A 24,700-nucleotide genomic window follows, 5' to 3' on the forward strand; every position below is an offset into this window, starting at 1 on the left:
ACCTCAGCTTTCTCTGTGCTTCAGGACCTCGGCGAGGCTCGGCGCCTCCCGGTCCCGTTGGGACATCAGTGCGGCCGGCAGCGGCCATGGAATGGCGAGCTCTGGGTCGTCGAAGGCGATCGTCACGTCCTCGGCCGGATCGTGCGGGCGGTCGATCCGGTACGAGGTGTCGGCGATGTCGGTCAGTGCCTGAAAACCGTGCGCGCATCCCGCCGGAATGTAAAGAGTTGGTTGTGATTCTCCTGTGAGTTCAAAGGAGGTCCACTGACGGTAGGTCGGCGAATCCGGCCGCAGGTCCACGACGACGTCGAAGACCCGCCCGTACGAGCACCGCACCAACTTGGCCTCCCCGGCGCCGGAGCGCAGGTGCAGGCCGCGCACCACGCCCCGCACCGAGCGGGACAGGCTGTCCTGGACGAAGGCGTCCGGGTCGAGGCCCACCGAGCGGACCACGTCGGCGTCGAACGTACGGCAGAAGAAGCCGCGTTCGTCCACGTGGGGCGTCGGCTCGAAGAGGTACGCGCCGGCGATCTCCGGGACTTCGGTCGCTTTCATGGAGTCTCCTGCCGGGCGTGGGCGTGGGCGTGGCCGGTCGCGGGGAACACGGCCGCGGTCAACGACCTGAACTGGTCGTCGAGTCGGCGGGCGGCGGCCTGGTTCCGCTCGCTGAGGGTCTGCCGCAGTTCGGGCGCTCGTTTCTCCAGCGCCCGGAATTGCTCCAGCAACCGGTCGGCGTCGACCTCGCGCGCCGGATGGCAGTACGCGCCGAGACCCATGCTCTCCATGAGGGCGTCGCTCTTCGCCGCGTAGCTGAGTGCGAGCACCGGTGTCCCGGTCTTCAGCGCGCAGATCAGGTTGTGGTAGCGGACCGCCACCACGGAGTCGGCGGCCGTCATCTCCCTCATCAGGTCGTCCAGGGACGTCGGTTCGGCCGCGGTGACCAGGGGTGAGTCCACGGCTTCGAGGATCGCGGCGACCACCGTGGCGTCGCATCGGTCGCCGGTGAGCAGCCGGACCGGCCTGCCCTCTTCGACGAGGGCGCGGACGAACAGGATCGTCCCGTCGAGATAACGCCCGTGGATCTCGTCGGCGCGAGCGCGGTCGTCGTTGCCGCCGTGGAAGTCCATGACGCCGACGCAGACCGTGCCCGGCACGTCCGAGGGCGTGCTCGCGGGCGGCGCCGGAAGGGAGAACGCCAGATCCGGATACACCTCGTCGCGTGCGGTGTCCACGCCCATCGCCCGCATCGCGTCCCTGGACTGGGCGTCCCGGTAGGACCGGTAGGCGGCCAGCCGTCCCGACCAGCGGACCAGTGCGCGGGTGGGCCGGTTGCGGATCTCGGCGGCGCCGACGCTGACCAAGGCGACCCGGGTGCCCGTCAGCCGGCCGCTCGCGCAGAGCAGGAACAGGGAGTAGGGGAAGCCCCAGGGCCGTAGCGGCAGGGTGGCTTCGAGGACGCCCATGCCGGGCACGATCACCACGTCGTGGCGGCGTACCCAGGCGGCGGTGCGGAAGATGTCGACGAACTTGCCGAGCCCCTTGGCCGCGATCGAACCGAGGCGGGACGCGGTCCGGTACTCGGCACGGTTCCAGTGCATCCGGGTGGCGGGAATGCCGAACCGGGCGGTCACGGCCTCGGGTCCGCCGCAGAGCGCGTCCACGACGGCGTCCGGGTGGTCGGCGCGGAGGTGGGCGAGGACGGCTTCGAGCGATCCGTCGTTGCCGAGGTTGCCGGAGCCGAGCAGGCCGAACACCCCGACGCGTACCGGCCGTTCGTGGGCCGGCGTCATGCGTGCCTCCCCTCGCGGCCGGCGACGAGGGCGTCGACGGAGACCGTGAGCTGGGCCGGGTCGACCGGGGCGCGGTCCTCGACCCGCTCGCCGGCGCCGGGCCGGGCCCGGCTGGTCATCCAGGACGCCAGGTGGCGGTAGCAGGCGCGCCGGTCGGCCGGGGACAGGGGCGCCCGGTGGACCGCCGAGGCGAAGCCCCAGACGTACTCGGCGAGCAGCCGGGGCGTCGGGTGCAGCACGCCTGCCCGGCGCGGGTCCAGGTTGACGCAGCGAGCGCGCTTGGAGGGGTTGGCGCGTTCGGCGCGGGTGGGGTGGTCACGGCGGAAGTAGAGCAGTTCCGGGACCTGGTGGAAGCGTCCGTGCAGGGTGATCTCGGCGACGAACGTGCGGTCCGCGTGGTGGTAGCTGTCCATCGGTTTCACCCGGCGCAGCACGTCGGCGCGGATCACGCCGTAGAAGTCGTCGCCGCCCGGTTCGAACAGCAGGCTCCGGAAGCGCTCCGGTGCGTGCGGGGAGCCGGTGGCGAGCGTGTACTCGTAGGGCACCGTCACCTGGCCGTCGCCGTCGATGACCGCCTGGTCGGTGTGGGCGAGGATGACGTCCGGGCGCTCGTCCAGTGCTTCGATGCAGCGCGTCAGCAGGTCGCGGCCGTAGAGGTCGTCGTGCGAGGCCCACTTGAACAACTCGCCGCGGGATTCGGCGAACACGTGGTTGTGGTTCGGGGTGGCGCCGATGTTGCGGGGCAGCCGGAGGTACCGGATGCGGGAGTCCTGTGCGGCGTACTTGCGGCAGATGGCCTCGGTGCCGTCGGTCGAGGCGTTGTCGGAGACGACCAGTTCGAAGTCCTCGTAGGTCTGGCCGAGCAGGGCGTCGAACGACTCGGCCAGGTACTCCTCGCCGTTGTATACGGGCAGGCCGATGCTCAGCCTCGGTCGGTCGGTCATGAGGTCCTCACTTCGGGGATGGATTCGCGCTGGTGCTCGCGCAGGGCGGAGCGCAGTTGCAGCCACCACACGGCCGAGCCGCTGATGGTCGCGGCGGCGACGCCCCAGGCCGAGCCGGCCGTACCGCCGAGGGCCGCTCCGCCGAGCCCGCCGCCGACGTAGCAGGCGGAGGCGAAGAGCTGGCATCTCAGGCTGCGCCGGGCCGCGCCGAGCGCGCGCAGCCCGGCCGCGGCCCCGGTGCCGAGGCCCGCTCCCGCGACGCTGAGGGTGATCTGCGTGAGGAGGTGCGAGGAGGTGTGCCAGACGTCGCCGAGCGCCAGCTCGCCGAGCCTGCCCGGCATCAGCAGCAGCGCCGAGCCCCAGAGCAGGGCTCCGGTGGCCTGTCCCCCGCCGAGGTAGAGGCAGAACCTGCCCAGTCGACCCGGGGCCTGCCGCAGCACGCGGGCCGCCTCGGGGACGGTGACCAGCGAGAGCCCCATCAGTACGGCGAGGAAGGGGCCCATCAGGAGTTCGGCGCCGCGCACCGCGCCCACCGCGCTCACTCCGACGATCGCGCCGAGGCCGTACGCCCGCAGTTGGCTCGCGCCGCTGAGGCTGACGTTCTCGACCAGGTACCGGTAGCCGAGATCACGCTGCTCGCGCAGCCACCCCCGGGCCAGTGCCGGCCGGGGCCGGATGCCGGACTGGGCGCAGCCGTACCCGGCCGCGACCGTGGCGGACGCGCCCCAGGCGAGCACGAAGGCGGCCACGGTGTCGACATGGGCCGCCACCACCATGGCCGGGACGAGCGCGATGCCCCACACGACATCGTTGACGAATGCCTTCCGGCCGTCGCCCGCGGCGAAGAACGAGAACCGCCAGGCGTCCTGGAGCAGCAGCCCCGGCAGCAGCACACCGAGGGCCACGAACGCGGGCCCCACCCGGCCGCCGAGACCGAGTCCGGCGGCCAGGCACAGCACTCCGAGAGCCGTGCCGACGCAGAGTGCCGTACCCGTCGAGCGGGCCACCGCCCCGCGCCAGGACGGCTCGGGCACCCCGCTGAAGCGCACCACGAGCGGGTCGGTGGCCAGGCCGCGGGAGACGTTGAGCACCACGCCGTAGGTGACCCAGGCGAGGCTGAACACGCCGAACGCGATCACCCCGAGCGAGCGGGCCACGTAGATGCCCACCGCGAAGTTGCTGATGCTGGAGGCCGCCTGGTCGGCCAGTCCCCAGGAGAGCCGGCCGACGAGGGCGCGCGTGGCGGACCGGACCGGCGCCGCCTTCTCCCCGTCGGCGGTCATCGGCGTCATGTCTTGATCAGCCCGGCCTCGCGCAGCGCGCCGGCCGCGTCGGCGACGGTGTCGAACGGCAGCCCGGACCGCTCGGCGACGTCCAGCAGACTGTGCTCGCCGTCGGAGAGGTTGAGCACCCAGAGCATGGCCATCTGGGCCTGCTTGGTGTCGCTGCGTCCGCCGAGCGCGTCGTACAGCCCGCGCCGGCCCAGCTGGGGTTCGCCGTAGGGGCTGAGGTTGAGGTAGCGCCGGTTGCGGTCGAGAACGGCGAACGCCTCGCGGCAGACGGCGAGGGTGTCGGCCATCGCCTCCGGGGAGACGAAGTCCGGGTTGTCCGCCGAGGTGTGGTACTCGGGGTACCCGGCGTACGGGGTCCGGCTGAGCGAGCCCACGCCGAGGTTGAACCCCGGTGAGCAGTACTGCCGCTCGTCGTAGCCGTACGGCGTGAACTCGTCGACGCGGTGCGGGCGTTCGGACGCGGTCAGCACATGCCGCAGCACCCGGTCGATCTCCGCGTCACCGCGCCGGCTCCGCTTGTACGTCAGCTGTCCCCGGTCCCCGGCGCAGGCCAGCACGAGGCCGTGCTTGACGCGTTCGATCCGCTCCGCGTTGCGGGCCAGCCAGGTGATCGCCCCGATGGTGCCGGGCGCGTAGATGAACCGGTAGGTGTAGTACGGCGTCCGCTCCGCCAGCGCGCGGGCCAGGAACGTCGCCACCGCGATGCCGGCCAGGTTGTCGTTGGCCAGCGACGGGTGGCAGGTGTGGCAGGAGACGATGACCTCGTCGGCCACCTGTCCGGGGACCACGTGCTCGGCGTAGGTGAGGTGGCCGTCCGCGAGGGAGGAGTCGATCCGCACCTCGTAGTCGCCGTCCGGCAGCGCGTCCAGGGTCTCCTGGGACAGGCAGAAGCCCCACTCCGGTTTGTAGTAACTGGTGCGGTACGGGACCCAGTTCGGCTGGTCGGGCAGGGTGTGCAGGTGCGCGCGCAGCTCGGACAGGGGCATGGTCGTCGCCACCGGCACGCTGTAGCCGAGCACGTGCAGGCTGGACGCGGCGAAGTCGACGACCCGCCGGCCGGTGCTGTCGGCGATGTACGCGTCCCGGATGTTCCACTCCTGCGGCACGGTCCAGTCGAGGACCTGCGTCCCGGTCGGCACCTCGTGCACCTGGAGCGGAAGGTACTCGCCGACGATGTCCAGGGTGGCGCGCACACCGTCGCCGGTGATGCTCCGGCAGAGCGGGTACAGCCGCTCCACCAGCCTGTGCATCTCTTCGCCGGTGTCGGTCATCGGCGCCACCGCAGGGTGTCGTCGACGGTGCCGGCCTCGGTGGCCGCCTTGAGCACGGCGAGGCGGGTGAAGCGCTGCTCGAAGTCCTCCCGGGTCAGGGCGAACTTCCGGTAGGCGTCGGCGAGTTCGAGGGCGCCCTGCTTCACCGTCCACTCGCAGTCGAAGTCGGGGATCGCGGTGCGGAAGCGGGAGAAGTCCACCCGGTACGAGCGCGGGTCGGCGCCGTTCTCGCCGGTGATCACGACCTTCGCGCCGGACACCGCCTCGGCGACCTGGTCGGCGATCTCGGCGACGGTGACGTTGTTGATCTCGCTGCCGATGTTGAAGGCCCGGTCGTGCACCGCCTCGCGCGGCGCGGTCAGCGCGGCCGTGAAGGCGCGGGCGATGTCGGCGGCGTGCACCAGCGGGCGCCAGGGGGTGCCGTCGGAGAGGACCAGCACCTCGCCGGACAGGAGCGCGTGGCCGACCAGGTTGTTCAGCACGATGTCGGCGCGCAGCCGGGGCGAGTAGCCGAAGGCGGTGGCGTTGCGCATGAACACCGGGGTGAAGTCGTCGTCGGCCAGCGCGTGCACGTCGTCCTCGACCCGCACCTTCGACTCCGCGTACGGCGTCACCGGGCGCAGCGGGGCGTCCTCGGTGACCAGGTCGTCGCCGCCCGAGGCGCCGTAGACGGAGCAGGTCGACGCGTACAGGAAGCGCCGCACTCCGGCGTCGCGGGCGAGCCGGGCCAGGCGGACGGACGCGTGGTGGTTGATGTCGTAGGTGAGTTCCGGGGCCAGCGAGCCGAGCGGGTCGTTGGAGAGCGCGGCCAGGTGGATCACGGCGTCGAACCCGGCCACGTGCTCGGCGGTGATGTCGCGCAGGTCCACCCGCACCCCGGCCGGGTCGGCGGGGCGCGGGCCGAGGACGGAGTCGGCGAACAGGCCGGAGTCGAGGCCGACGACCTCGTGTCCCGCGGCGGTGAGGACGGGTGCCATCACGGTGCCCAGATAGCCCTGGTGTCCGGTCAGAAGTACGCGCAAGGTGTTCAACCCCCCAGGTTGAGCGTGAGTTTGGTGACGGCGAAGGCCTCGGCGTAGCGCGCGTGGCATTCGATACCGCGGATCCGGGCGAGGCCGAGGAAGGCCTCCCGGTCGTACCAGGGCCGGTGCCGCTGCGAGGCGTAGTGCTCCTGGAGCAGCTGCACCTTCTGTTCGGCGGTGTCAGGCGACAGCGGCTGGTACGCCGCCATGCGGCCGAGATCGCCGTCCCACTTGACGATCTCGTAGCCGAGGACCAGGTGGTCGCGGAACGCGGTGGGCATCAGCTGCGCCAGGCCGCGGTGGTCCTGGTGCGCGTCATCGGTGCGCGGGGCCAGGACCAGGTCCGGGTCGGTCCGCTCGCGCAGTTCCTCGACCGCGGCCTTGGCCTCGTCCCAGTGCGTGGGCAGCCGGCCGTCCGGCAGCTTGAGCACGGTCAGCCGCAGGTCGGCACCCGGGCAGAAGGCGGCGAGCGCGGCCTGCTCCTCCTGCTCCCGCTCGCTTCCGCCGCCGGAGAGCACCAGCGCGTCGACGCGGATGCCCGGCCGGGCCTGGCACAGCGTCAGCAGTGTGCCGCCGGCGCCGATGGCGATGTCGTCGCAGTGGGCGCCCACCGCGACGATCCGGTCCAGGGGGCCGGCCCCGAGCCGGATCATGCTCTGGCTCCGGCGCTGTCGTGCTCCCACACGGCCCACGGGCGGTCGCCCCGGGTGTATGCCTCGTCGAGCGCGGCCCGCTCCTTCACCGTGTCGGTCGGCTTCCAGAAGCCGCGGTGCTGGTGCGCCACCAGCCGTCCGCGCTTGGCCAGTTGGGCGCATCCGTCGGCGACCAGGTCCCCGTTCTCCGGTATGTGGTCGAAGACCTCCTGGCGGAGCACGAAGTAGCCGCCGTTCTCCCACAGCGGCATGTCGCTCACCGCGGTGATGCCGCCGACCAGTCCGTCCTCGCCCAGCTCCACGCAGTGGAACGAGGACTGCGGCGGTACGACCATCATCGACGCGCCCGCGTCGCGCTGGGCGAACCGGTCGATCATCTCCGGCAGCGGGGCGTCGGTGAGCACGTCGGCGTAGTTGGCGAGGAACATCTCGTCGCCGTCCAGATGGTGCCGCACCCTGCGCAGCCGCTCACCGATCGGTGACTCGATGCCGGTCTGCGCGAACGTGATCGTCCAGTCCGCGATGTCGGTGGACAGCAGCTCGGTGCGCCCGCCCCGCAGCACGAAGTCGTTGGACGTCGTCTCCTCGTAGTTGAGGAAGAAGTCCTTGATGTGGTGGGCACCGTAGCCGAGGCACAGGATGAACTCGGTGTGCCCGAAGTACGCGTAGTAGCGCATGACGTGCCAGATCAGGGGTCGTGGGCCGACCATCGCCATCGGCTTGGGCACGTCGTCGGAGGTTCCGTTGCGCATGCGCATTCCGTAACCGCCGCAGAACAGGACGACCTTCATGCGGTGACCTCTTTCAGGACGCCCTCGACGATGCTCAGTTCCGGGATCGGGAAGACCAGCCGGCCGCCCCACTCGTGCACGAACGACAGCTGCTCGACCAGTTCGGCCCGCAGGTTCCACGGGAGGACGAGGACGTAGTCCGGCTGGTCGGCGGCTATCCGGTCGGGCGGCAGGATCGGGATGCGGGTGCCCGGGGTGAACCTGCCGTGCTTGTACGGATTGCGGTCGACCGTGTACGCGAGCAGATCGGGCCGGATGCCGCAGTGGTTGAGCAGGGTGTTGCCCTTGCCCGGGGCGCCGTAGCCGACGACCGTCTCGCCGCGCTCGGCCGCCTCGATGAGGAACCGCAGCAGGTCCCGGCGCACCTTGGCCACCCGGGCGGAGAACTCGGTGTACCCCGACAGCTCCTGCAACCCGGCGGCCTTCTCCCGGGCCAGCACGTCGGCCACCCGCGGGGTCGGCTCGCCCGCCGCCTCGGCCGGCCGGGCCCACAGCCGGATGGAGCCGCCGTGCGTGGGCAGCAACTCGACGTCCACGAGGGCGAGTCCGCCGCTCGCGAGGGCCCGGATCGCGGAGGCGACCGTGTAGTACTGGAAGTGCTCGTGGTAGATCGTGTCGTACTGGTTCTCCTCGATCAGGGTCAGCAGGTGCTGCACCTCGATGGAGACCCAGCCGTCGTCGGCGACCAGCGCGCGCAGTCCCTGGGTGAAGCCGACGACGTCCGGGATGTGCGCGTACACGTTGTTGGCCACGACCAGGTCCGCCGGGCCGTGCTCGGCGCGGACGGCGGCGCCGGTGTCGGGGCTCAGGAACTCCGTGAGCGTGGGAATCCCCGCCTCCCGCGCCGCGGCGCCGACGTTCACCGACGGTTCGACGCCGAGACAGCGGATTCCGCGGTCCACCACGTGCCGCAGCAGGTAACCGTCGTTGCTCGCGACCTCGACCACGAAGGAGTCGGGGCCGAGGCCGAGGCGCTGTGCGGCGCCGTCGACGAAGGTGCGCGCGTGCTCCACCCAGGAGGTCGAGAACGAGGAGAAGTACGCGTACTCCTTGAACGTCTCCTCCGGTGTGATCAGCGGAGGGATCTGCGCGAGCCAGCAGTCGGTGCAGACCCGCAGGTTGAGCGGGTACGTCTGCTCCGGCCGGTCCAGTTGGTCCGCGGCGAGAAAGCTCTCACATGGTGGTGTCGCCCCGAGATCGACGACGCTGGTCGTCGCTTCCGAGCCGCAGAGCCGGCATCGTGTCATCCTCTGTCCCCATCCCCCTTGCCCGCGCGGGTGTCCCCGCCGCGAGCCAGTGCCGACCGACCCGCGATCGCGGCCCGGTACTCCTCCAGCAGGCGCTCCAGGCCGACGGCCGGGCTGAATCCCTGCTCGTAGCGGCGCCGGGCCGCCTGCCCCATCTCCCGGTTGCGAGCCGGATCGGCCGCGATCCGGCGGATGCCGGACGCGAGCGAGGCGGCCTCGCCCGGCCGGTGCAGCAGCCCGGTGACGCCGTCCTCGACGAGTTCGACGAAGGCGCCGTGACCGGCGGCGACGGTCGGCACCCCGGCCGCCATCGCCTCCACGACCACCAGGCCGAACGCCTCCAGCCACGTCGAGGGAGCCACCACGGCGACCGACCGCGCGACGGCCTGCCTGCACTGCTCCGGGTCGTACAGGCCGACGTAGCGCACGTCGTCCCGGCCCGCCGCCCAGGCGGTCACCTCCCGCTCCAGTGGCCCGGTGCCGGCGATCACCAGCGGTACGCCGACTCCGCCGCCCGCCGCGATCTCGTCCCACGCGGTCATCAGCAGCCGCACGCCCTTGGCCTCCGCGAGCCGGCCGAGATACAGCACGTGCTCGCCGTCACCCGATCGTCGGCTGCCCGGCTCCGGAACGAAGTTGTGCTTCACCGCCAGCCGCTCGGCCGGCATGCCGGAGCGCACCAGGACGTCGCGCTGCGCCGCGGAGATGCACAGGAAGCGCTCCACGCCGGACCACCAGCGCCGCCGGTTGACCGACAGGCTGACCGCGAGCGGCACGGTCGCCAGGCGGGAGTTGCGGTAGCAGCCGTGCCGGACGGCGGGCAGCGGCGTCGACCCGACGCACTCGGTGCACGGCCGGCCGTCCCGCTGGAGGGTGCCGGGCGGGCAGACCTGGGTGTAGTTGTGCAGCGTGGCGACGGCGGGCACGTCGGCGTCGGCGCAGGCGGCCAGCACCGCGGGCGACAGGAGGGGGAACACGTTGTGGACGTGCACCACGTCCGGCCGTTCGGCGCGCAGCCGGGCGGCGAGTTCCGTGCGTACGGCCGGGTTCCACGGCACGAGGAGCGGCACCGCGACCTTGCCGAGGAGGGAGCGGGCGCCGATGTCGTCGCTGCGCCGCTCGAACACCTCGACCCGGTGGCCGGCCGCACGCAGCAGCTCGACCTCCTGGTCGACGACCTTGTTCTCCCCGCTCGGCTGCGCCGAGTTGTAGCGGTTGTGCACCACGAGGACGTGCATGCTCACCTCACCTCCGATCTACGGGCCCAGCGCGGGACGTGCCGACGTGGGGGCTCGGGCAGCACGAGCGGAACGGCCCGGGCGGCCGGTGCCGCCAACAGCGAGGCGGCCAGGGCGAGATGGAGCAGATACGGCGAGGCGTCGCCCAGACCGGCCTCGGTGTACGAGGCGATCGCGCAGTAGCTGATCAGGAAGATCGCGCAGGCCCGCTCCAGCGACGGTGGCCGCAGCAGCGCGACGCCGCCCAGCACGACGAGGAACGCGGCGACGAGGGTGACGCCGATCAGACCCTGCTCGTTGTAGACGGCCAGCCAGCTGTTGTCGATCGGCAGCCCGCCGAACGACTTGTCGCCCAGGCCCACGCCGAACATCTTCTCCGCGGTCGACCGGGGCGCGGTCAGCAGGGCGTGCCAGACCTTGGCCCGGCCGGTGAGGCTGGAGAAGTTCTCCTGGCTCTGCCCGCGCAGGAACCAGGTCTGGAGCGCGGAGGCGAAGCCGACCGCGGCCACCACGGAGATCAGCACCGACCAGCTGAAGAAGCGGCGGGCCGCGGCACTGGTCAGGATGAGCGAGCCGATGGCCAGCGTCAGCCCGAGGAGCAGGCCGAGCGTGGCCGTCCGGGTGTGGGTCAGCCCGAGCAGCACCAGCGACGGCACGATGACCAGTACGGCGCTGGTCCGGTCGGTCCTTCTGCCGATGACGAGCAGCGCGGTGAGCCCGATGATGACCGCCGCGTACTGCCCGATCTGCGGCGGGGTGAGGGGCCACAGCGCGCCGACGAGGCGTCCGCCGTAGAGGCCGGGCAGGGCCTTGCCCGGGGAGACGACCAGGCCGAGGGCCACCGAGGCGAGGACCGCGAAGTAGGCCCGGATGTGGTGGCGGACGAACGTGAGGCTGCCGTCCCACCAGCGGCTGAGCAGCCACAGGGTGCCGATGAAGAGGGTGAGCCGGAAGCAGCGGAACAGCGCGCCCGTCCCGGACTCCAGGCTGGCGCTGGAGATCACGCTGGACACCAGCAGCAGGCTGAGCAGCAGCACGTAGGCGCTGGGCCGGATACGCACCCGCTGGTTGACCAGGAGCGCCAGCCCGAACGCGGCGACCAGTGAGCCCATCGTGACCATCTGGATCAGGGAGCGCGGCAACGGCACGATGGTCTTCGCCCCGGCGGAGCCGAGCGTGTTGAGGACCAGCAGCCCCCAGACGATCCCGACGGCTCTCGGCGTGCCGGCCGGGGGCGGTGCGGCGCCGGGCGGTGACTCCGCGGTGTCGGGTCGGCGTGTCAGGTTCTCACCCATCTCAACCACCGGCCTGGAGGTCGAGGGTGCTGCCCTTGTCCTGGAGATAGGGCGTCGCCTGCCACTGCCCGAAGTCGATCACCTTGCTCTGGTCCTCGGCGACGAACTGCCACGGCCCGACGTAGGCGTTGCCGTGCCAGCGGTTGTGCTGCTTCGCGGTGATGGCGTCGGCCACCGCGTCGCCGTGGTAGGGCGACCAGTCGGGATAGGTGCCGTAGTTGGAGAGCACCGCCATGCGGTCGCACATCTCCGTACACTTGACGACGGCCTTGTCGAGCACGAAGCGGTTGTCGTGGATGTCCACCCACTGGGTCTTCCACCGGCAGTCCGAGTAGAGCGGCGCTTTGGCGATCGCCGGTCTCACACAGGTGCTCGTCTTCTTCACCAGCAGGGTGCAGTCGCCGGACGAGGTGTTGGCCGGGCTGTTGCAGAACCGGTCGGCGTTCTCCCAGAGGGTGATCCCGGACCAGTTGTTCTCCAGCGTGTTCCGGTAGATGTCGATCTTGTGCGTGCGGGCCTTGACCCGTGGTTCGCCGCCGGACTCGGACAGATAGATCGTCGCGTACGGGAAGGTGTCGCCGCTGTCGGCCGCCTTGCGGCCCTCGACCCAGTTGTTCCGCCGGATCGTGTTGTCGCGGATGACCGCGTTGTAGCTCGTCTCGTAGATCAGTGCGGCACCGTCGTTGGCCTCGATCACGTTGTTCTCGATGAGGAAGTCGTTGTTGTCGGTGTCCGCCCACAGCCCGGTGCCGCGGTTGTCGTGCACCCAGTTCCCGCTGACGTCGGCGCCGTCGACCTGCCAGAACTTGATGCCTCCGGTGCAGCCGCAGCCCTTCTGCCTCCGCTCCCAGTCACCGGTGTTGTTGCCGGCGATCTCGTTGCCCTGGACCACCAGGCCGGTGAGGGGGCCGTTGCCCTTGTAGGCGTTCATGCCGTACTGGCCGTTGTCGCGCAGGCAGTCGGCGCGGACCTGCTGGCGGGCACCGGCCATCAGTCCGGCGCCGGAGTTGTCCTTGATCGTGGAGTGTTCGACGACCCATCCGTCGGCCGAGTCGTGGTTGACGACGCCCTCGTCCCGCGGTGCGACGAATCCCCGCACGGTGAGATAGCGGATGGTGACATCGGGGGCGTTGCCGGTGAAGGCGTACTGGTTGACCTTGCGGCCGTCGAGTACCGCGCCCGGCGCGCCGATGTAGTGGTCGCCCTTCTTGGGGATGACCTGGGCGTAGCGGTCGCGTTCGAGCCTGTGGGTACCCGGCTTGAGCCAGAACGTGGTGTTCGGGGGGCTCTTCTTGGTCTTCGCCGCCAGGTCGCCGACCACGTCGGGGTCCACGGTCACCGCGCCCGCCGGCGCCTTCGCCGGTCCGGCGGCGGGGTTGGCGCACACCCGGGCCACGGACCGGTCGGCGGCGGTGGGCGTGGACGGCGCGGTGTCCGGCTTCGTCGCGGCCGGGGCGCTCGACGTGCTGTCGCAGCCGGTCGCCGTCAGCAGGAGCAGCGCCAGCGGTACGACCGCGAGCGCCCGGTGCACTCTCATGTTCGGCACACGCCCCCCTGCGCCCGGAACCCGAGCACGGTGGTGAACCCGTCCGCGCCGTCGGCGAAGCCGGTGCCCACCAGCGTGGTGGTGGGTTCCTTGCGCCCGAATCCGGCGGAGTACCAGCCCAGCGGCGGTTCGCTCTCGCCGCGGTGCGCCCGCCAGGACAGCTGCGGCGGCAGGTCGAGCACCGCGGACCGGCCCTCGCCGTCCCGGATCCAGGTGAGCACCGCGCGGTGCCCCACCAGGTCCGCGGCGACCGCCGGACCGAGGTGGAACGCCAGTCGCACCTCCCGGCGCGGGCCGGTCACCTCGTCGACGATCCTCAACTCCTGGCTCGCGGCCGTCAGTTCCACCCGGCGGCGGTGCACCGAGCCCTGGTAGCCGTCGTGCTCGGCGGCCCAACGGGCCACTCCCGCTCCGGAGTTGTCCACGTCCAGGACGCGGGTGCGGGCGTGCCGGGTCCACAGGAACGGGCCGCCGGAGACGGACTGGTCGGCGCCGTCCAGTTCCAGGGTGTTGTGGCCGAGGGTGGACCGGAAGTACCGCCGCCACTCGGGCTGCCCGTGGTAGCAGTACGTCCCCGGGTCGGCGAGCACGTCGATCCCGTCGTGCCGGACCTCCACGGACAGCGCGTCCGCGTGGGCGTGCGCGGCGATGGACAGGAAGCCGTGCGGACCTCCGTCGCACCGGCACCAGATCTCCTCCGGACCGCGCAGGACGGTGAGCCCCGCGTCGGCGAAGCGGTCGGGCCTGGTCGCCGGGCGGGCGGGCGCGTCCTTGGCGTACGGCCGGACGAGCGCGGCCAGCAGCGGGGTGCGCACATCGGTTCCGGTCACCTCGGGCCACCAGTCGAGCCGGCCGAACACGGCCTCGCCGGTGGCCAGCAGCGAGCCCCAGCGGTCGGTGCCCGCACCGTCCAGGATCAGCCCGTGTCCGTCGTCCGCGTCCCCCTGGCGGGGCGGGCGCAGCCGGTTGTCCACTACGGCGGCCAGCGCGTCGGTCATCCGCAGCAGCACCAGCCGCAGCGACCCGGGTACCGGCACGCCCGCGGCATCGGCCTCGGCCAGCGCGGCCAGGCCGAGTTCCAGCACGAGTCCGTGGTATTCGGTGGCCAGTTCGCGGTTGAGGCCGGAGTCGAAGGTGTTGGCGCGCAACTGCCGTTCCAGCGAGCGCAGTGCGGCGGAGCGCCAACGCGCCGACGAGGGGAACCAGTTGAACGCGCAGGCCGCGGCGAACTGCCCGGCCGTCTCGGCGATGACGTGGTTGTTCGCCGAGGAGCCCCGGCTGGGGAACGCGGCCAGCCAGCGCTGGTGGTGCCAGATCTGGTTCCGGGCCACCGGGTTGTCCTCGAACAGCTCGGCCGCGCCCGGCCAGCCGTCGAGGAGGCGGCGGACCCACACCCACGACAGCAGCCGGATGCCCAGCTCGATGCCGCTGATCCAGTGCACGCCTCGCAGCGGCGGGTTGGCCGCCCACCACGACCGCAGGTGCGCGGCGACACGCTCGGCGTACCGCTCGTCCCCGGTGACCGCGTAGGCGGCGGCGAGCACGGTGAGGTACTGGTGCCTCGACGGCTCCCAGATCTGCTTGATGTCCCCGGCCAGGTCCTCGTTGCGGTACGGCACGTCGAAGGCGTGGCCCGAGGGGGCCCGGCGCCCGGTCTTCGGGTCGTGGAACCAGTCCGGGTCGGTGAGGTCGTCGCGGAGCACGCCGAAGAACTCGGCCTGCCCGCCCATCAGTTGGTCCGCCTCGGCGACCAGCCGTTTCACGGCGTCCGGCGGCACCTCGGCGACCGTGCCCGCGGGCAGGACGGCGGTGAAGCGGGCGCCGGTGACGGCCGGACAGTCGGGCGGCGCCGACCGCCAGCGCCGTCTGCGCACCGTGTCGCCGGCCCGGCCCGCGATCTCGCGCGGGCCCATCCGGGACAGCCGGCGCAGGTACCAGCCCGGACTCCCCGAGGTCACGGTCATGGCGTCCTCGCCAACGTCACCGGCGCGCCGCCGGCCAGGCCGGTCCCGACGGCGAGGGTGGCCGCCGTGGTGGCGACCAGCGACTCCAGCGGCACCGGCATCGGTCCGCCGGTCCGGACTGCCTTGACGAACGCGGCGAGTTCGGCGTTCTGGCCCTTGTCCCGGGCCTTGGGAAGCCGCGAACTGACCCACTTCTTGCGGCCGTGGACGGAGGCGCGGACGAAGTCGTCGAGACGCAGCACCTTGCCGTCCGCGACCAGGTCCAGGGTCTCCTTGGGGAAGCCGGGGGCGCCGGTGGTGACGTAGCTGATGGTGGCGGTGGAGCCGTCCGGGTAGCGCAGGAGGACCTGGAGGTCCTCGTTGCCGGGTGCGGCCGTCGCGTACACGGAGACCGGGTCGGCGTCGAGGAGCCAGCTCGCCGTGTCGATGAAGTGGCCGCCCTCGCCGGCGAACCGCGAGCCCTCGGCGCCCTGTTGGAGGTACCAGCTGCCGTGCTGAAGCTTGCCCGCGTTGACGAGGTAGCGCAGGCTCGCCGGACCGGTCCGGGCGCCGAACCGGTCCTTGGCCTCCTGGAGCAGCGGTGCGAAGCGGCGGTTGAAGCCCACCTGGAGACGGTCGTTGCCGGACTCCTCCACCGCCGCGAGCACTCCGGCCAGTTCGTCCTCGGTGAGGGCGAGGGGCTTCTCCACGAACACGGTCTTGCCGGCCAGCAGGGCCTGCCGGGTCAGTTCGGCGTGCGAGCTGTGCCGGGTGACCACGAACACGGCGTCGACCGAGTCGTCGCCGAGGACGGCGTCGAGGTCGGTGGTCGCCTTGGCGAAGCCGAACTTCCGCTGCGCGTTGGCCCCGGATAGCGCCGTGGTGGTGACGACGGTCGACAGCTCGACGCCCTCGCGCCTGGCCAGGTGCGGCAGCAGCATCGACGTGGCGTAGTTGCCCGCGCCGACGAACGCGAGCCGCACCGGAGTCGTGGCGGACCGGGCGCGGGTGGACGTCCCCTCGGGGAGGCGGACCGCGGGCACGGCCACCACCGGGGCCACCGTCTCCGCCGCGTCCTCCGGCTGCTCGGGGTAGCGGAACAGCACGGCCACGGCCTTGAGTTCGCCGTCCTTCAGGCGCCGGTACGTCTCGACGGCGTCGTCGAAGTCGGCGATGTGGGAGACCAGGGGCTCCACGTCGACCCTGCCTCGGGCCACGAGGTCGAGGAAGCAGGCCAGATTCCGGCGCTCGGTCCAGCGGACGTAGCCGATCGGGTAGTCGCGGCCCTCCAGCTCGTACGAGGGGTCGTAGCGTCCGGGGCCGTAGGAGCGGGAGAAGCGGACGTCGAGTTCCTTCTCGTAGTACGCGTTCCAGGGCAGGTCCAGGCGGCACTTGCCGATGTCGACGACCCGGCCGCGGTCCCGTGCGAGCCGGGCGGCCAGTTCGACGGGCTGGTTGCTGCCGCCGCCGGCGGCCAGGAAGACCTGGTCCACGCCGTGGCCGTCGGTGAGTTCGGCGACCGCCGCCTCCACCGCGGTCGAGGCGGGGTCGCCGCACGCCGCGGCGCCCAGGCGCTCGGCCAGCTCGCAGCGCGTCGGGTCCGGGTCGGCGCCGACCACGCGCACTCCGGCGGCGGTGAGGAGCTGCACCACCAGTTGTCCGATCAGGCCGAGGCCGATGACGAGGGCCACCTCGCCGAGCTGCGGCTCGCCCTGGCGGACGCCCTGCATCGCGATCGAGCCGACGGTGCCGAAGGCCGCGTGCCGCGGCGCGAGTCCCTCCGGGACGGGGGCGTAGAGGTTCTTCGGCACCCAGTTCAACTCGGCGTGCAGCGCGTGCTCGTTGCCGGCGCAGGCCACCAGGTCGCCGACCTTGACGTCGTCGACGCCGGCGCCGACCTGCTCGACCACCCCGCACAGCGAGTAGCCCAGCGGTGTGTAGGAGTCCAGCTTGCCCATCACCTTGCGGTAGGTGGCGGGCACCCCGTTGGTGGCCACGCTCTGCATGACCTTGGCCACCTGGTCCGGGCGTGAGCGGGCCTTGCCCAGCATCGACATGCCGGCCTCGGAGACCTTCATGAGCTCGGTGCCGGTGGATATCAGTGAGTAGGCGCTGCGCACCAGCACCCCGCCCGGCTTGCACCCCGGTACCGGAACGTCGAGCACCGCCAGCTCGCCGCTCTTGTAGTTCTGTACAACCTGCTTCACCAGAACTCCCATTTTCTAAGCCGTTGTCCGAGCGTTCTGGGCGGAGCCAGAGGTCGCGTCGCGATACCAGTACTCGAGGGTCAGTACGTGCCACAGATGCTTGGAGTAGTCCGCCTGTCCGGCGGCGTCCTCGGCGACCATCCGGGCCAGCGCGTCGCGGCGCAGCAGCCCGGACCGGACGAGTTCGCCGTCGTTGACCACCTCGCGCACCAGCGGTGCCAGGTCCCGGCTCATCCAGGCCCGCAACGGGGCGCTGAACAGGCCCTTGGGCCGGTAGACGATCTCCCGGGGCAGGATCGAGGTGGCCGCCTCCTTGAGGGCGGCCTTGCCCTGGCGTCCGACGATCTTGCGGCTGCCGGGCACGGCGAACGCCGCCTTGACGACCTCGATGTCGACGTACGGCGTCCGGACCTCGGTGGAGGCGGCCATGCTGGAACGGTCCGTGTAGGCGAGGTTCAGGCCCGGCAGGAACATGCGGGCGTCGGTCAGGCACATGCGGTTGACGAAGTCGTCGAGGTCGTTGTCCTGGTAGACGTCCGTGTGCTCGGTGATCACGTCGTCGACCGTCCCGGCCAGGTCCGGGTCGATCAGGGCGAGCAGCTCGTCCTGGTCGTACATGGTGTAGCTGCGCCGGAACGCCGTCTCCTCGGGCAGGTCGGCGAAGGAGAGGAACCGCTTCGCGAAGCGCACGGACCGGTAGCCCCGGCTGGCCGAGGCGACCGGCAGCCGGTCCACGATCCCGGACACCCCTCGGCGCAGCGGGCGTGGGACGCGCTGGTAGCGCAGCGCCAGAAGGTTGGCGAAGTGCTTGCGGTACCCCGCGAACAGCTCGTCGGCGCCCATGCCCGAGAGCATCACCTTGACCCCGGCCTCACGGGCGGCCACGCAGATCAGGTAGGTGTTGATCGCGGCGGGGTCGCCGATCGGCTCGTCCAGGCTGTACGTCATCTGCGGCAGCAGGTCGAGGACGTTCGGGGCGATCTCGATCTCGTGGAGGTCGACGCCGAACCGCTCGGCGACCTGGCGGGCGTAGCGCAGATCGTCGGGCATCGCCTCGAACTTGGCGTCCTCGGCGCGGAATCCGATCGTGTAGGCGGAGATCCCGGGCTGGTGGCGGGCGGCCAGGGCGGTCAGATAGCTGGAGTCGAGGCCGCCGGAGAGGAAGGTCGCCACGGGTACGTCGGAGAGCAGGTGGCGCCGGGTCGACTCCTCGACGACGGCGTCGAGGTCCGGCTGTTCGTCGGCCAGGGCCCGCTCCCGGCCTTCGGTGGCGACGTCCTTCAGGTTCCAGAACCTGCCGCGTTCCACCCGGCCGTCGGGACGGCATCTGAGCCAGCTCCCGGGCGGCAGCTTCTCCGCCTCACGGAACGCGCAGCGGGAGTCCGGCACCCAGTAGTAGAGGAGGGAGGCCACCAGCGCCGCGTGATCCACCTCCAGCGACTTGCCGGTCGCGGCGGCGAGGGCCTTGAGCTCGGAGGCGAACATCAGGCCCTGGCCGCGCCGGAGCAGGAAGAGCGGCTTGATGCCCAACTGGTCTCGGGCCAGCACCAGTTCGCCGGTCCGCTCGTCGAAGACGCCGAACGCGAACATCCCGCGCAGCCGGGGCAGGCAGTCCGTGCCCCAGCGCCGCCAGGCCTCCAGGAGCACCTCGGTGTCGGAGGTCCCGCGGAAGCGCACCCCGGTGGCCGCCAGTTCGGCACGGAGTTCGGGCGCGTTGTACAGCTCGCCGTTGTAGGTCAGGGCGAGGCCGTCCGAGACCATCGGCTGGGCGCCGGTCTCGGACAGGTCGATGATGGACAACCGGCGGTGCCCCAGCTGCACTTCGCCGTCGCCCAGGGGGTGGCCGTAGCGGCCCGAGCCGTCCGGTCCGCGGTGGGCGAGGGTGTCGGTGAGCCGGTCGGTGACGGCCTTGCCGTCAGGCCATCGGTACGTGCCCGCGATGCCGCACACGTCCTACCTCACCTCCTGGTCGTTGTCGGGGACCCGTGCGGTCCGTATCGGCTGCCGTTCGGTGAGCCGCCGGCCCTCCCCTGTCTGCACGGCGTGGGCGGCACCCCCGGCGTTCTGCCAGCTCGGCCGCTCGGTCCGGCCGCGCAGCGCGTTGGCCAGCCCGTCCCACAGCGTGCCGTCGGTCCGGTCGCGCGGGTCGGGGGCGATCAGCACCACTCCGACGACCGGGATGCCCTGGTCCGCGAGCTGCCGGGCCACGGTGTGCAGCCAGGAGGCGCTGCCGTGTCCGGCACGTACGACGAGCACGGTGCGGGTGCCGAGGTACTGGAGGTCCGTCCACGCGGTACCGGGCGCCACCGAGCCGACGCCGATCCGCTGGTCCTGCGGGGACACGGTCGCCGCGTGCTCGCCGCCGACCACGGTGGGGTCTCCCGGTTTCGGCCGGTGGCCGGAGAGCTGGGTGCCGGGGAGGCCGTCGACGACGGTCACCGGCCCGTCCTCGCCCAGTGCCCGGGCGAGACCGAGGGCGATCACGGCCGTGCTGCGCGCGCAGCCGAGTTCCAGCAGCGACAGCGGTTCCGGCGCGCCGCGCGCGGTGCGGACCAGGGTGGTGGTGAGGCGTTCGCGGGCCACCCGGGTCCGCCGGCGCTGCCACAACCTGCCGGAGCGGCGGGGCAGTTCGGCGATGACCGAGGCGCCGAGGTTCGCCGCGATGTCCCGGCGCAGCACGGGCCGGTCCGCGACGACCACGCCGACGGCGGCCAGCGCGAGCCCGAGGAAGAGCCCGAGGACGAGTCCGACCACGGCGTCGGTGACGAGGGCCTTGGGCAGGGAGTGCTCCACCGCGCGCGGGGCGTCCACGATCTGCGTGCCGGCGACGAGCTGAGGTGCGCCGACGCGTGCCTCCTCGGCGCGCTGGCCGAAGTCGGAGATCTGCGAGGTGAGTTCGGCCCGCCGGGCGAAGAGCGACTCCAGGTTCGCCGCGTCCTTGGGGTCGGAGTCGGGCGACCGGCCGCCGATCGTCTTGTTGACGTCGGCGAGCTCCGTCTCCATGCGGTCGCGCTGGTCGATCAGGCCCTGGGCGTTGGCATCGGCGATGGCCTGGATGCGCTTGGCGTGGTCCGCGACGAACGCCTCGGCCAGCGCCTTCGCCCGGGCCACCGCCTCCGCGTCGGTCTTGCCCGTCACATCGATCTGGAGGACGTTGTTGGTCAGTCCGGTGCCCCGGTAGTCCTTCATGAAGTCCTCCGGTTTCTCCGGGGACTTGAGGATCTTCAGGGCCTGGCCGGCGATCCGCGAGGTCGCCAGCAGCTGGGCGTCGGTGCGGATCAGCGTCCCGGTGTCGTTCGGCTGGTCCTCCTGGTGCGCGACCAGCACCTTGGCCACAGCGGCCGGGGCCGGCGGCATCAGGACCGCCACGGCCGCGCCGGCCAGCATCCCGAGGAGCGCCATGAGGCCCCACAGACGGCGGCGTCTGCGCACCGCAACCACCAGTGCCTGGAGGTCGAGGAGCGGGGTGGCAGCCGACGACTCCGAAGTCGTGCTCGTCGTCACGCTGGATCTCCTGTCGCGTGGCCATGGACCGCGAACGTCAAAGTGGCGTCGTCGGAAAGTCGGTCGGCGGTTTCCGTCGGTCCGGTGCGGACCGTGCCGGCGACGACGACGCCGACGAGTTCGTGGCCGCCGTCCGCGCACGCCTCGGCGATGCCGGCGAGTTCGACGGCGGTCCAGCTCCCCGCGCTGAGGACGGCGAGCGCGCCGGACTCGGTCTCGCGGTCCGGCACGATCGGCCGGTCCACCGAGACCTCCACGACCCGCAGCCGGGGGTCACCCGCGGCCTCGGCGACGAGCTGTCCCGCGGCCAGCCGGGCCACCTCGTCACCTTCCGGTACGACGACCAACAGCCGCCGGGGAGAGGGCAGTTGACCCCGGAGGCGAGCACACACCCGCCGGTAGCGGATGCGCCGCCCGGCCTCGTCGGCGGAGCGCGGCGGGGCCGGGAGGTCCCACCGGGTGTCGATGCCGAGCAGGCGGCGGAGCCCGGCCCGTGCGCCGTGGCTCTCGGGCCGGTGCCCGTGCCGTTCGCCGGGCACGTCGACGGTGCCGAGGAACGGCGAGCCGAGCGCGGCGGCTATCTCCGGTTCGGTGCGCAGCCGGCGGCTCACCCGGGCGGCGGCGAGATGGCCGACGACGCCGAGCAGGAGGAACAGCAGTGCTCCGGCGCCGATGAGCTGCGTCCTCGTGGGAGCGGCCGCGCCGGTCGGCCGGGGGGCCGGTCCCATGACGACCATGCTGGCCTTGGCGGTGGCCGGGTTGGCCTCCTCCAGCTTCTTCATGGCTTCCTGGAGTCCGGTGCGCAGGCCTTCGAGCTCGGTGCGGGCCTGCACGCTCTCCACGGTCTGCCCCGGACCCGCCGAGCCGGCCAGCTCGGTGATACGGCGGTTGGTCTCGGCCACCTGCTTGCGCAGCGCCTCCGTCGCCGTGTCCGCCGCGGGGTCGGTGTCGCCGCCCGCGATGCGGGTGGCGAAGGTGACGAACTGCTGGGCCAGCTGGTCGGAGAGCCGCTGTGCGCGCTCGGGGGTGTCGGCCGTGCCGGAGACCTTGATGATGTTCCCGTCGTCCGCCTTGGCGCTCACGTCTTTTTGCAGCTCTGTGCCGTTCACGCCTTTCCAGTGGAGCGCGGCGGCGGCCCGGTCGGCCACCGCCGAACTGGTGGCGATGTCCACCTGGGTCAGGAGTTCACGCTCTTCCCACTGGCCCGGCAGCAGGACCGATGCCTCTGCCGTGTAGCGCGGCGGAAGCAGCAGCACCGAGGTGCCGTAGCCGAAGAGCGCGCCCACTACGGCGAGGACGGCCAGCAGCCGCCAGCGCCGACGGAGAATCCGTCCGATCGTGACCAGGCGGATCGTGTCGTCATTCAATGGTGCGGCCTCTTCCCCGTACGGACCGGCCCACGCGCGGACACCGGGGCTCGGTCCCGGCAGGCGGCGGCATAGGCGGCGAGCAGTGACGCTTGCGAGTTCTCCCAGGACAGCGGTCCGCTGATCCGCTCCTGGCCGGTCTTCCCCATCCGGGCCCGTTTCCCGGGATCGTCGAGGAGCAGCGCGACGAGCTTGGCGAACTGGGCCTCGTCGTCGTCGGGCGCGTAGACGGCGGCGTCACCGGCGGAGACGCGCGCCTCCCGGAGGTCGAAGGAGACGACCGGCCGCCCCATCGCCATGTACTCCAGGACCTTGTTCATGGTCGACACGTCGTTGAGCGGATTGCACGGGTCGGGGGAAAGGCAGACGTCCGCGGTGCACAGGTAGCGCACCAGGTCGGCGTCCGGGATGCGCCCGGTGAACTGCACCTGCTCGGTCAGACCGAGCTGCCGGGACAGTTCGACCATCGCGTCGAAGGCGTCGCCCGCGCCGACGAAGACCGCGTGCCAGTCGGTCCGCCCGAGCTCGTCGCGGAGTTTCGCCAGGGCCCGCAGGGCGTAGTCGACGCCGTCCTGGGGGCCCATGACGCCGAGGTAGCACAGCAGATGGGGCTTGCCGCGCTTCAACTCCGGCTCCGGCGGCACGGGTTGGAAGCGGTCGGTCGCGGGCGCGCTGCGCACCACGAAGACGTCCTCCGGCCGCTTGCCGCCGCGGCGCAGCGCGACGTCCTTGTAGCTCTCGTTCGTGGCGAGCACGATGTCCGCGGCCCGGTAGGTGCGCCGCTCCAGCGCGCACACGGCGCGGTAGAGCAGGTCCTCGCCGCGGTCGAACCGGGAGAGGTACAGCTCGGGCACCAGGTCGTGCTGGTCGAATATGAAGCGCGCGCCCCGCCGTTTCATCCACAGGGCGGGCAGGAACAGCAGGTCGGGCGGGTTGCAGGCGTGGACCACGTCGACCGGGCCGACCTTGCGGGCCAGCCGGACCGTGTGCCACAGCGCCGATCCGTACTCCCGCAGATAGCCGGCCGGTCCTCCGGTGGCCGCGCGCAACGGGTAGCGGTGGATCCGCACGCCGTCAATGACTGCCTCCGCCTCCGTGTCCCGCTTCTCCCCGCGGGGGCAGATGACGTGCACCTCCCAGCCCGCGTCGCGCAGGGTGGTGCACTCCTGCCACACCCTCCGGTCGAACGGCACCGAAAGGTTCTCCACCAGGATCAGCGCGCGTCGGCCCGTCCCGTCGCCGCTGTTCGCGTTACCAGGCAAGGCCCATGTACCCCGGCTCGGTCCGGCGCGCGTCGGCGTCGGGAAGGTGGATGAGGTCGACGATCGCCGGTCCGCCCGTGCGGGGCAGCGCCGACAGCACGGCCGGATCTCCGGTCCCGACCAGGCACACCTCGGCGTGCTCCAGCACCTCGTCGACGGAGTCGGCGAGCAGCTGCGCGAGATGCGGGAGCCGGCTCTCGATGTACTCGCGGTTCGCGCCGAGCAACCGGGAGAGGCTCACGTTGGCGTCGTAGATCCTGAGGTCGTAGCCCTTGCCGAAGAGTCGCTCCGCCAGTTCGACGAGCGGGCTCTCCCTGAGGTCGTCGGTGCCCGGTTTGAAGGACAGCCCGAACAAGCCCACCCTGCGTTTGCCGGTGCGCTCGACCAGGTCCACCGCCCGCTGGAGGTGGTCGGAGTTGGAGGCCAGCACGTGCGAGAGGATGGGGATGGAGACGTCGGCCCGCTGTGCCGCGTGGACCAGGCTGCGCAGGTCCTTGGGCAGGCAGGAGCCGCCGAAGGCGAAGCCGGGGCGCAGATAGGCGGGGCTGATGTTCAGCTTGCGGTCGGCCAGGAACACGTCCATCACCTGGTGCGAGTCCACGCCGAGGGCCTGGCAGACGGCGCCGAGTTCGTTGGCGAAGCCGATCTTGAGGCCATGGAAGGCGTTGTCGGCGTACTTGATGGCCTCGGCGGTCGGGATCGGCACCCGGAACACCTCGCCGGGCAGGCCGTCGTAGAGCGCGGCCACCGCGTCGCCGCTGGCCGGGTCGAGTTCGCCGATGACGGTCTTCGGCGGGTCGAAGAAGTCCTTGACGCTGGTGCCCTCGCGCAGGAACTCCGGGTTGACCGCGACCCCGATGTCCACGCCGGCGGTGCCGCCGAGGTGCTTTTCCAGGATCGGCACCAGCAGGTTCAGGCAGGTGCCGGGGAGCATGGTGCTGCGGAACACGACGGTCTGCCGGCCGCCCCGCTCGGCGAGTGCGGCGCCGATCTCCTCGGTGACCCGTTCCAGGAAAGTGGTGCAGAGGCTGCCGTTGGGCTCCGACGGGGTGCCCACGCAGATCAGCGACACCTCGCTGTCCGCGATCGCCTCGCGCACGTCCCGGGTGGCGCGCAGCGCGCCGGTCCGTACGACCTCGGCGATGAGTTCGCCGATACGTTCCTCCACCACGGGTGCCTTGCCGTCGTTGACCAGGTCGACCTTCACCTGGTTGACGTCCACCCCGATGACCTCGTGGCCCATGCTGGCCAGGCACGCGGCCGACACACAGCCCACGTAGCCGAGCCCGAAGACGCTGACTCTCATGACCGCTCTCCCCCCAGGCAGG

At 71.8% G+C, this 24,700-nt stretch carries 19 protein-coding genes; all 19 read right to left on the reverse strand.

Going from position 1 to position 24,700, the window contains the following annotated elements; genetic code table 11:
• Positions 1 to 3: 3 nt before the first annotated feature.
• Genes rfbC through ACIRB1_RS02795 form a run of 19 tightly spaced genes read right to left on the reverse strand, consistent with a single transcriptional unit; the run spans position 4 to position 24,678 of the window.
• Positions 4 to 555 (reverse strand): dTDP-4-dehydrorhamnose 3,5-epimerase, encoded by a 552-nt coding sequence (rfbC, locus tag ACIRB1_RS02705; RefSeq protein WP_352181130.1) that lies wholly within the window; start codon positions 553 to 555, stop codon positions 4 to 6.
• Positions 552 to 1,790 carry a polysaccharide pyruvyl transferase family protein gene (locus tag ACIRB1_RS02710; protein WP_403464323.1) on the reverse strand — a complete coding sequence of 413 codons (1,239 nt, stop codon included), beginning with the start codon at positions 1,788 to 1,790 and terminating at the stop codon, positions 552 to 554. Before ACIRB1_RS02710 ends, rfbC begins: the two co-directional genes overlap by 4 nt.
• Positions 1,787 to 2,734, reverse strand: coding sequence for a glycosyltransferase family 2 protein (locus tag ACIRB1_RS02715; RefSeq protein WP_352181128.1), 948 nt, complete (start codon positions 2,732 to 2,734; stop codon positions 1,787 to 1,789). The genes ACIRB1_RS02710 and ACIRB1_RS02715 overlap by 4 nt, the downstream gene beginning before the upstream one ends.
• Entirely contained in the window at positions 2,731 to 4,026 is a 1,296-nt protein-coding gene (locus tag ACIRB1_RS02720; RefSeq protein ID WP_352181127.1) for a hypothetical protein, read from the reverse strand. The genes ACIRB1_RS02715 and ACIRB1_RS02720 overlap by 4 nt, the downstream gene beginning before the upstream one ends.
• Positions 4,023 to 5,306 (reverse strand): DUF4910 domain-containing protein, encoded by a 1,284-nt coding sequence (locus ACIRB1_RS02725; protein ID WP_352181126.1) that lies wholly within the window; start codon positions 5,304 to 5,306, stop codon positions 4,023 to 4,025. Before ACIRB1_RS02725 ends, ACIRB1_RS02720 begins: the two co-directional genes overlap by 4 nt.
• Positions 5,294 to 6,319, reverse strand: coding sequence for an NAD-dependent epimerase/dehydratase family protein (locus tag ACIRB1_RS02730; RefSeq protein WP_403464324.1), 1,026 nt, complete (start codon positions 6,317 to 6,319; stop codon positions 5,294 to 5,296). The genes ACIRB1_RS02725 and ACIRB1_RS02730 overlap by 13 nt, the downstream gene beginning before the upstream one ends.
• A 5-nt stretch (positions 6,320 to 6,324) precedes the next feature.
• Positions 6,325 to 6,972 (reverse strand): PIG-L deacetylase family protein, encoded by a 648-nt coding sequence (locus ACIRB1_RS02735; protein ID WP_403464325.1) that lies wholly within the window; start codon positions 6,970 to 6,972, stop codon positions 6,325 to 6,327.
• Positions 6,969 to 7,763: a sugar phosphate nucleotidyltransferase gene (locus tag ACIRB1_RS02740; protein ID WP_352181123.1), complete on the reverse strand. Its 795-nt coding sequence runs from the start codon at positions 7,761 to 7,763 to the stop codon at positions 6,969 to 6,971. The genes ACIRB1_RS02735 and ACIRB1_RS02740 overlap by 4 nt, the downstream gene beginning before the upstream one ends.
• Complete coding sequence (locus tag ACIRB1_RS02745) at positions 7,760 to 9,010, reverse strand: methyltransferase domain-containing protein (RefSeq protein ID WP_403464326.1); 1,251 nt, start codon at positions 9,008 to 9,010, stop codon at positions 7,760 to 7,762. Before ACIRB1_RS02745 ends, ACIRB1_RS02740 begins: the two co-directional genes overlap by 4 nt.
• A complete protein-coding gene (locus ACIRB1_RS02750; RefSeq protein ID WP_352181121.1) occupies positions 9,007 to 10,248 on the reverse strand; it encodes a glycosyltransferase in 1,242 nt (413 codons plus the stop codon). The genes ACIRB1_RS02745 and ACIRB1_RS02750 overlap by 4 nt, the downstream gene beginning before the upstream one ends.
• 2 nt (positions 10,249 to 10,250) lie before the next feature.
• The gene (locus tag ACIRB1_RS02755; RefSeq protein WP_352181120.1) at positions 10,251 to 11,543 is read right to left on the reverse strand and encodes an O-antigen ligase domain-containing protein; all 1,293 of its coding nucleotides are present in this window, start codon (positions 11,541 to 11,543) and stop codon (positions 10,251 to 10,253) included.
• 1 nt (position 11,544) lies between these two features.
• On the reverse strand, positions 11,545 to 13,080 hold the full coding sequence (locus tag ACIRB1_RS02760; protein ID WP_403464888.1) for a right-handed parallel beta-helix repeat-containing protein: 1,536 nt from the start codon (positions 13,078 to 13,080) through the stop codon (positions 11,545 to 11,547).
• Positions 13,077 to 15,053, reverse strand: a complete 1,977-nt coding sequence (locus ACIRB1_RS02765) for an alginate lyase family protein (protein ID WP_403464327.1) — start codon at positions 15,051 to 15,053, stop codon at positions 13,077 to 13,079. Before ACIRB1_RS02765 ends, ACIRB1_RS02760 begins: the two co-directional genes overlap by 4 nt.
• Positions 15,050 to 17,239 carry a bi-domain-containing oxidoreductase gene (locus tag ACIRB1_RS02770; RefSeq protein WP_403464328.1) on the reverse strand — a complete coding sequence of 730 codons (2,190 nt, stop codon included), beginning with the start codon at positions 17,237 to 17,239 and terminating at the stop codon, positions 15,050 to 15,052. Before ACIRB1_RS02770 ends, ACIRB1_RS02765 begins: the two co-directional genes overlap by 4 nt.
• Positions 17,240 to 17,254: 15 nt before the next feature.
• Positions 17,255 to 19,189 (reverse strand): asparagine synthase (glutamine-hydrolyzing), encoded by a 1,935-nt coding sequence (gene asnB, locus ACIRB1_RS02775; RefSeq protein ID WP_403464329.1) that lies wholly within the window; start codon positions 19,187 to 19,189, stop codon positions 17,255 to 17,257.
• A gap of 3 nt (positions 19,190 to 19,192) precedes the next feature.
• On the reverse strand, positions 19,193 to 20,743 hold the full coding sequence (locus tag ACIRB1_RS02780) for a Wzz/FepE/Etk N-terminal domain-containing protein (protein ID WP_403464330.1): 1,551 nt from the start codon (positions 20,741 to 20,743) through the stop codon (positions 19,193 to 19,195).
• Entirely contained in the window at positions 20,740 to 22,110 is a 1,371-nt protein-coding gene (locus tag ACIRB1_RS02785; RefSeq protein ID WP_403464331.1) for a Wzz/FepE/Etk N-terminal domain-containing protein, read from the reverse strand. Before ACIRB1_RS02785 ends, ACIRB1_RS02780 begins: the two co-directional genes overlap by 4 nt.
• Entirely contained in the window at positions 22,107 to 23,372 is a 1,266-nt protein-coding gene (locus ACIRB1_RS02790; RefSeq protein ID WP_403464332.1) for a glycosyltransferase family 4 protein, read from the reverse strand. Before ACIRB1_RS02790 ends, ACIRB1_RS02785 begins: the two co-directional genes overlap by 4 nt.
• Positions 23,362 to 24,678 carry a nucleotide sugar dehydrogenase gene (locus tag ACIRB1_RS02795; protein WP_403464333.1) on the reverse strand — a complete coding sequence of 439 codons (1,317 nt, stop codon included), beginning with the start codon at positions 24,676 to 24,678 and terminating at the stop codon, positions 23,362 to 23,364. Before ACIRB1_RS02795 ends, ACIRB1_RS02790 begins: the two co-directional genes overlap by 11 nt.
• Positions 24,679 to 24,700 lie beyond the last annotated feature (22 nt).

Origin of the sequence: Streptomyces sp. NPDC096013 (assembly GCF_044763565.1) — a bacterium.
Taxonomy (GTDB): Bacteria; Actinomycetota; Actinomycetes; order Streptomycetales; family Streptomycetaceae; genus Streptomyces.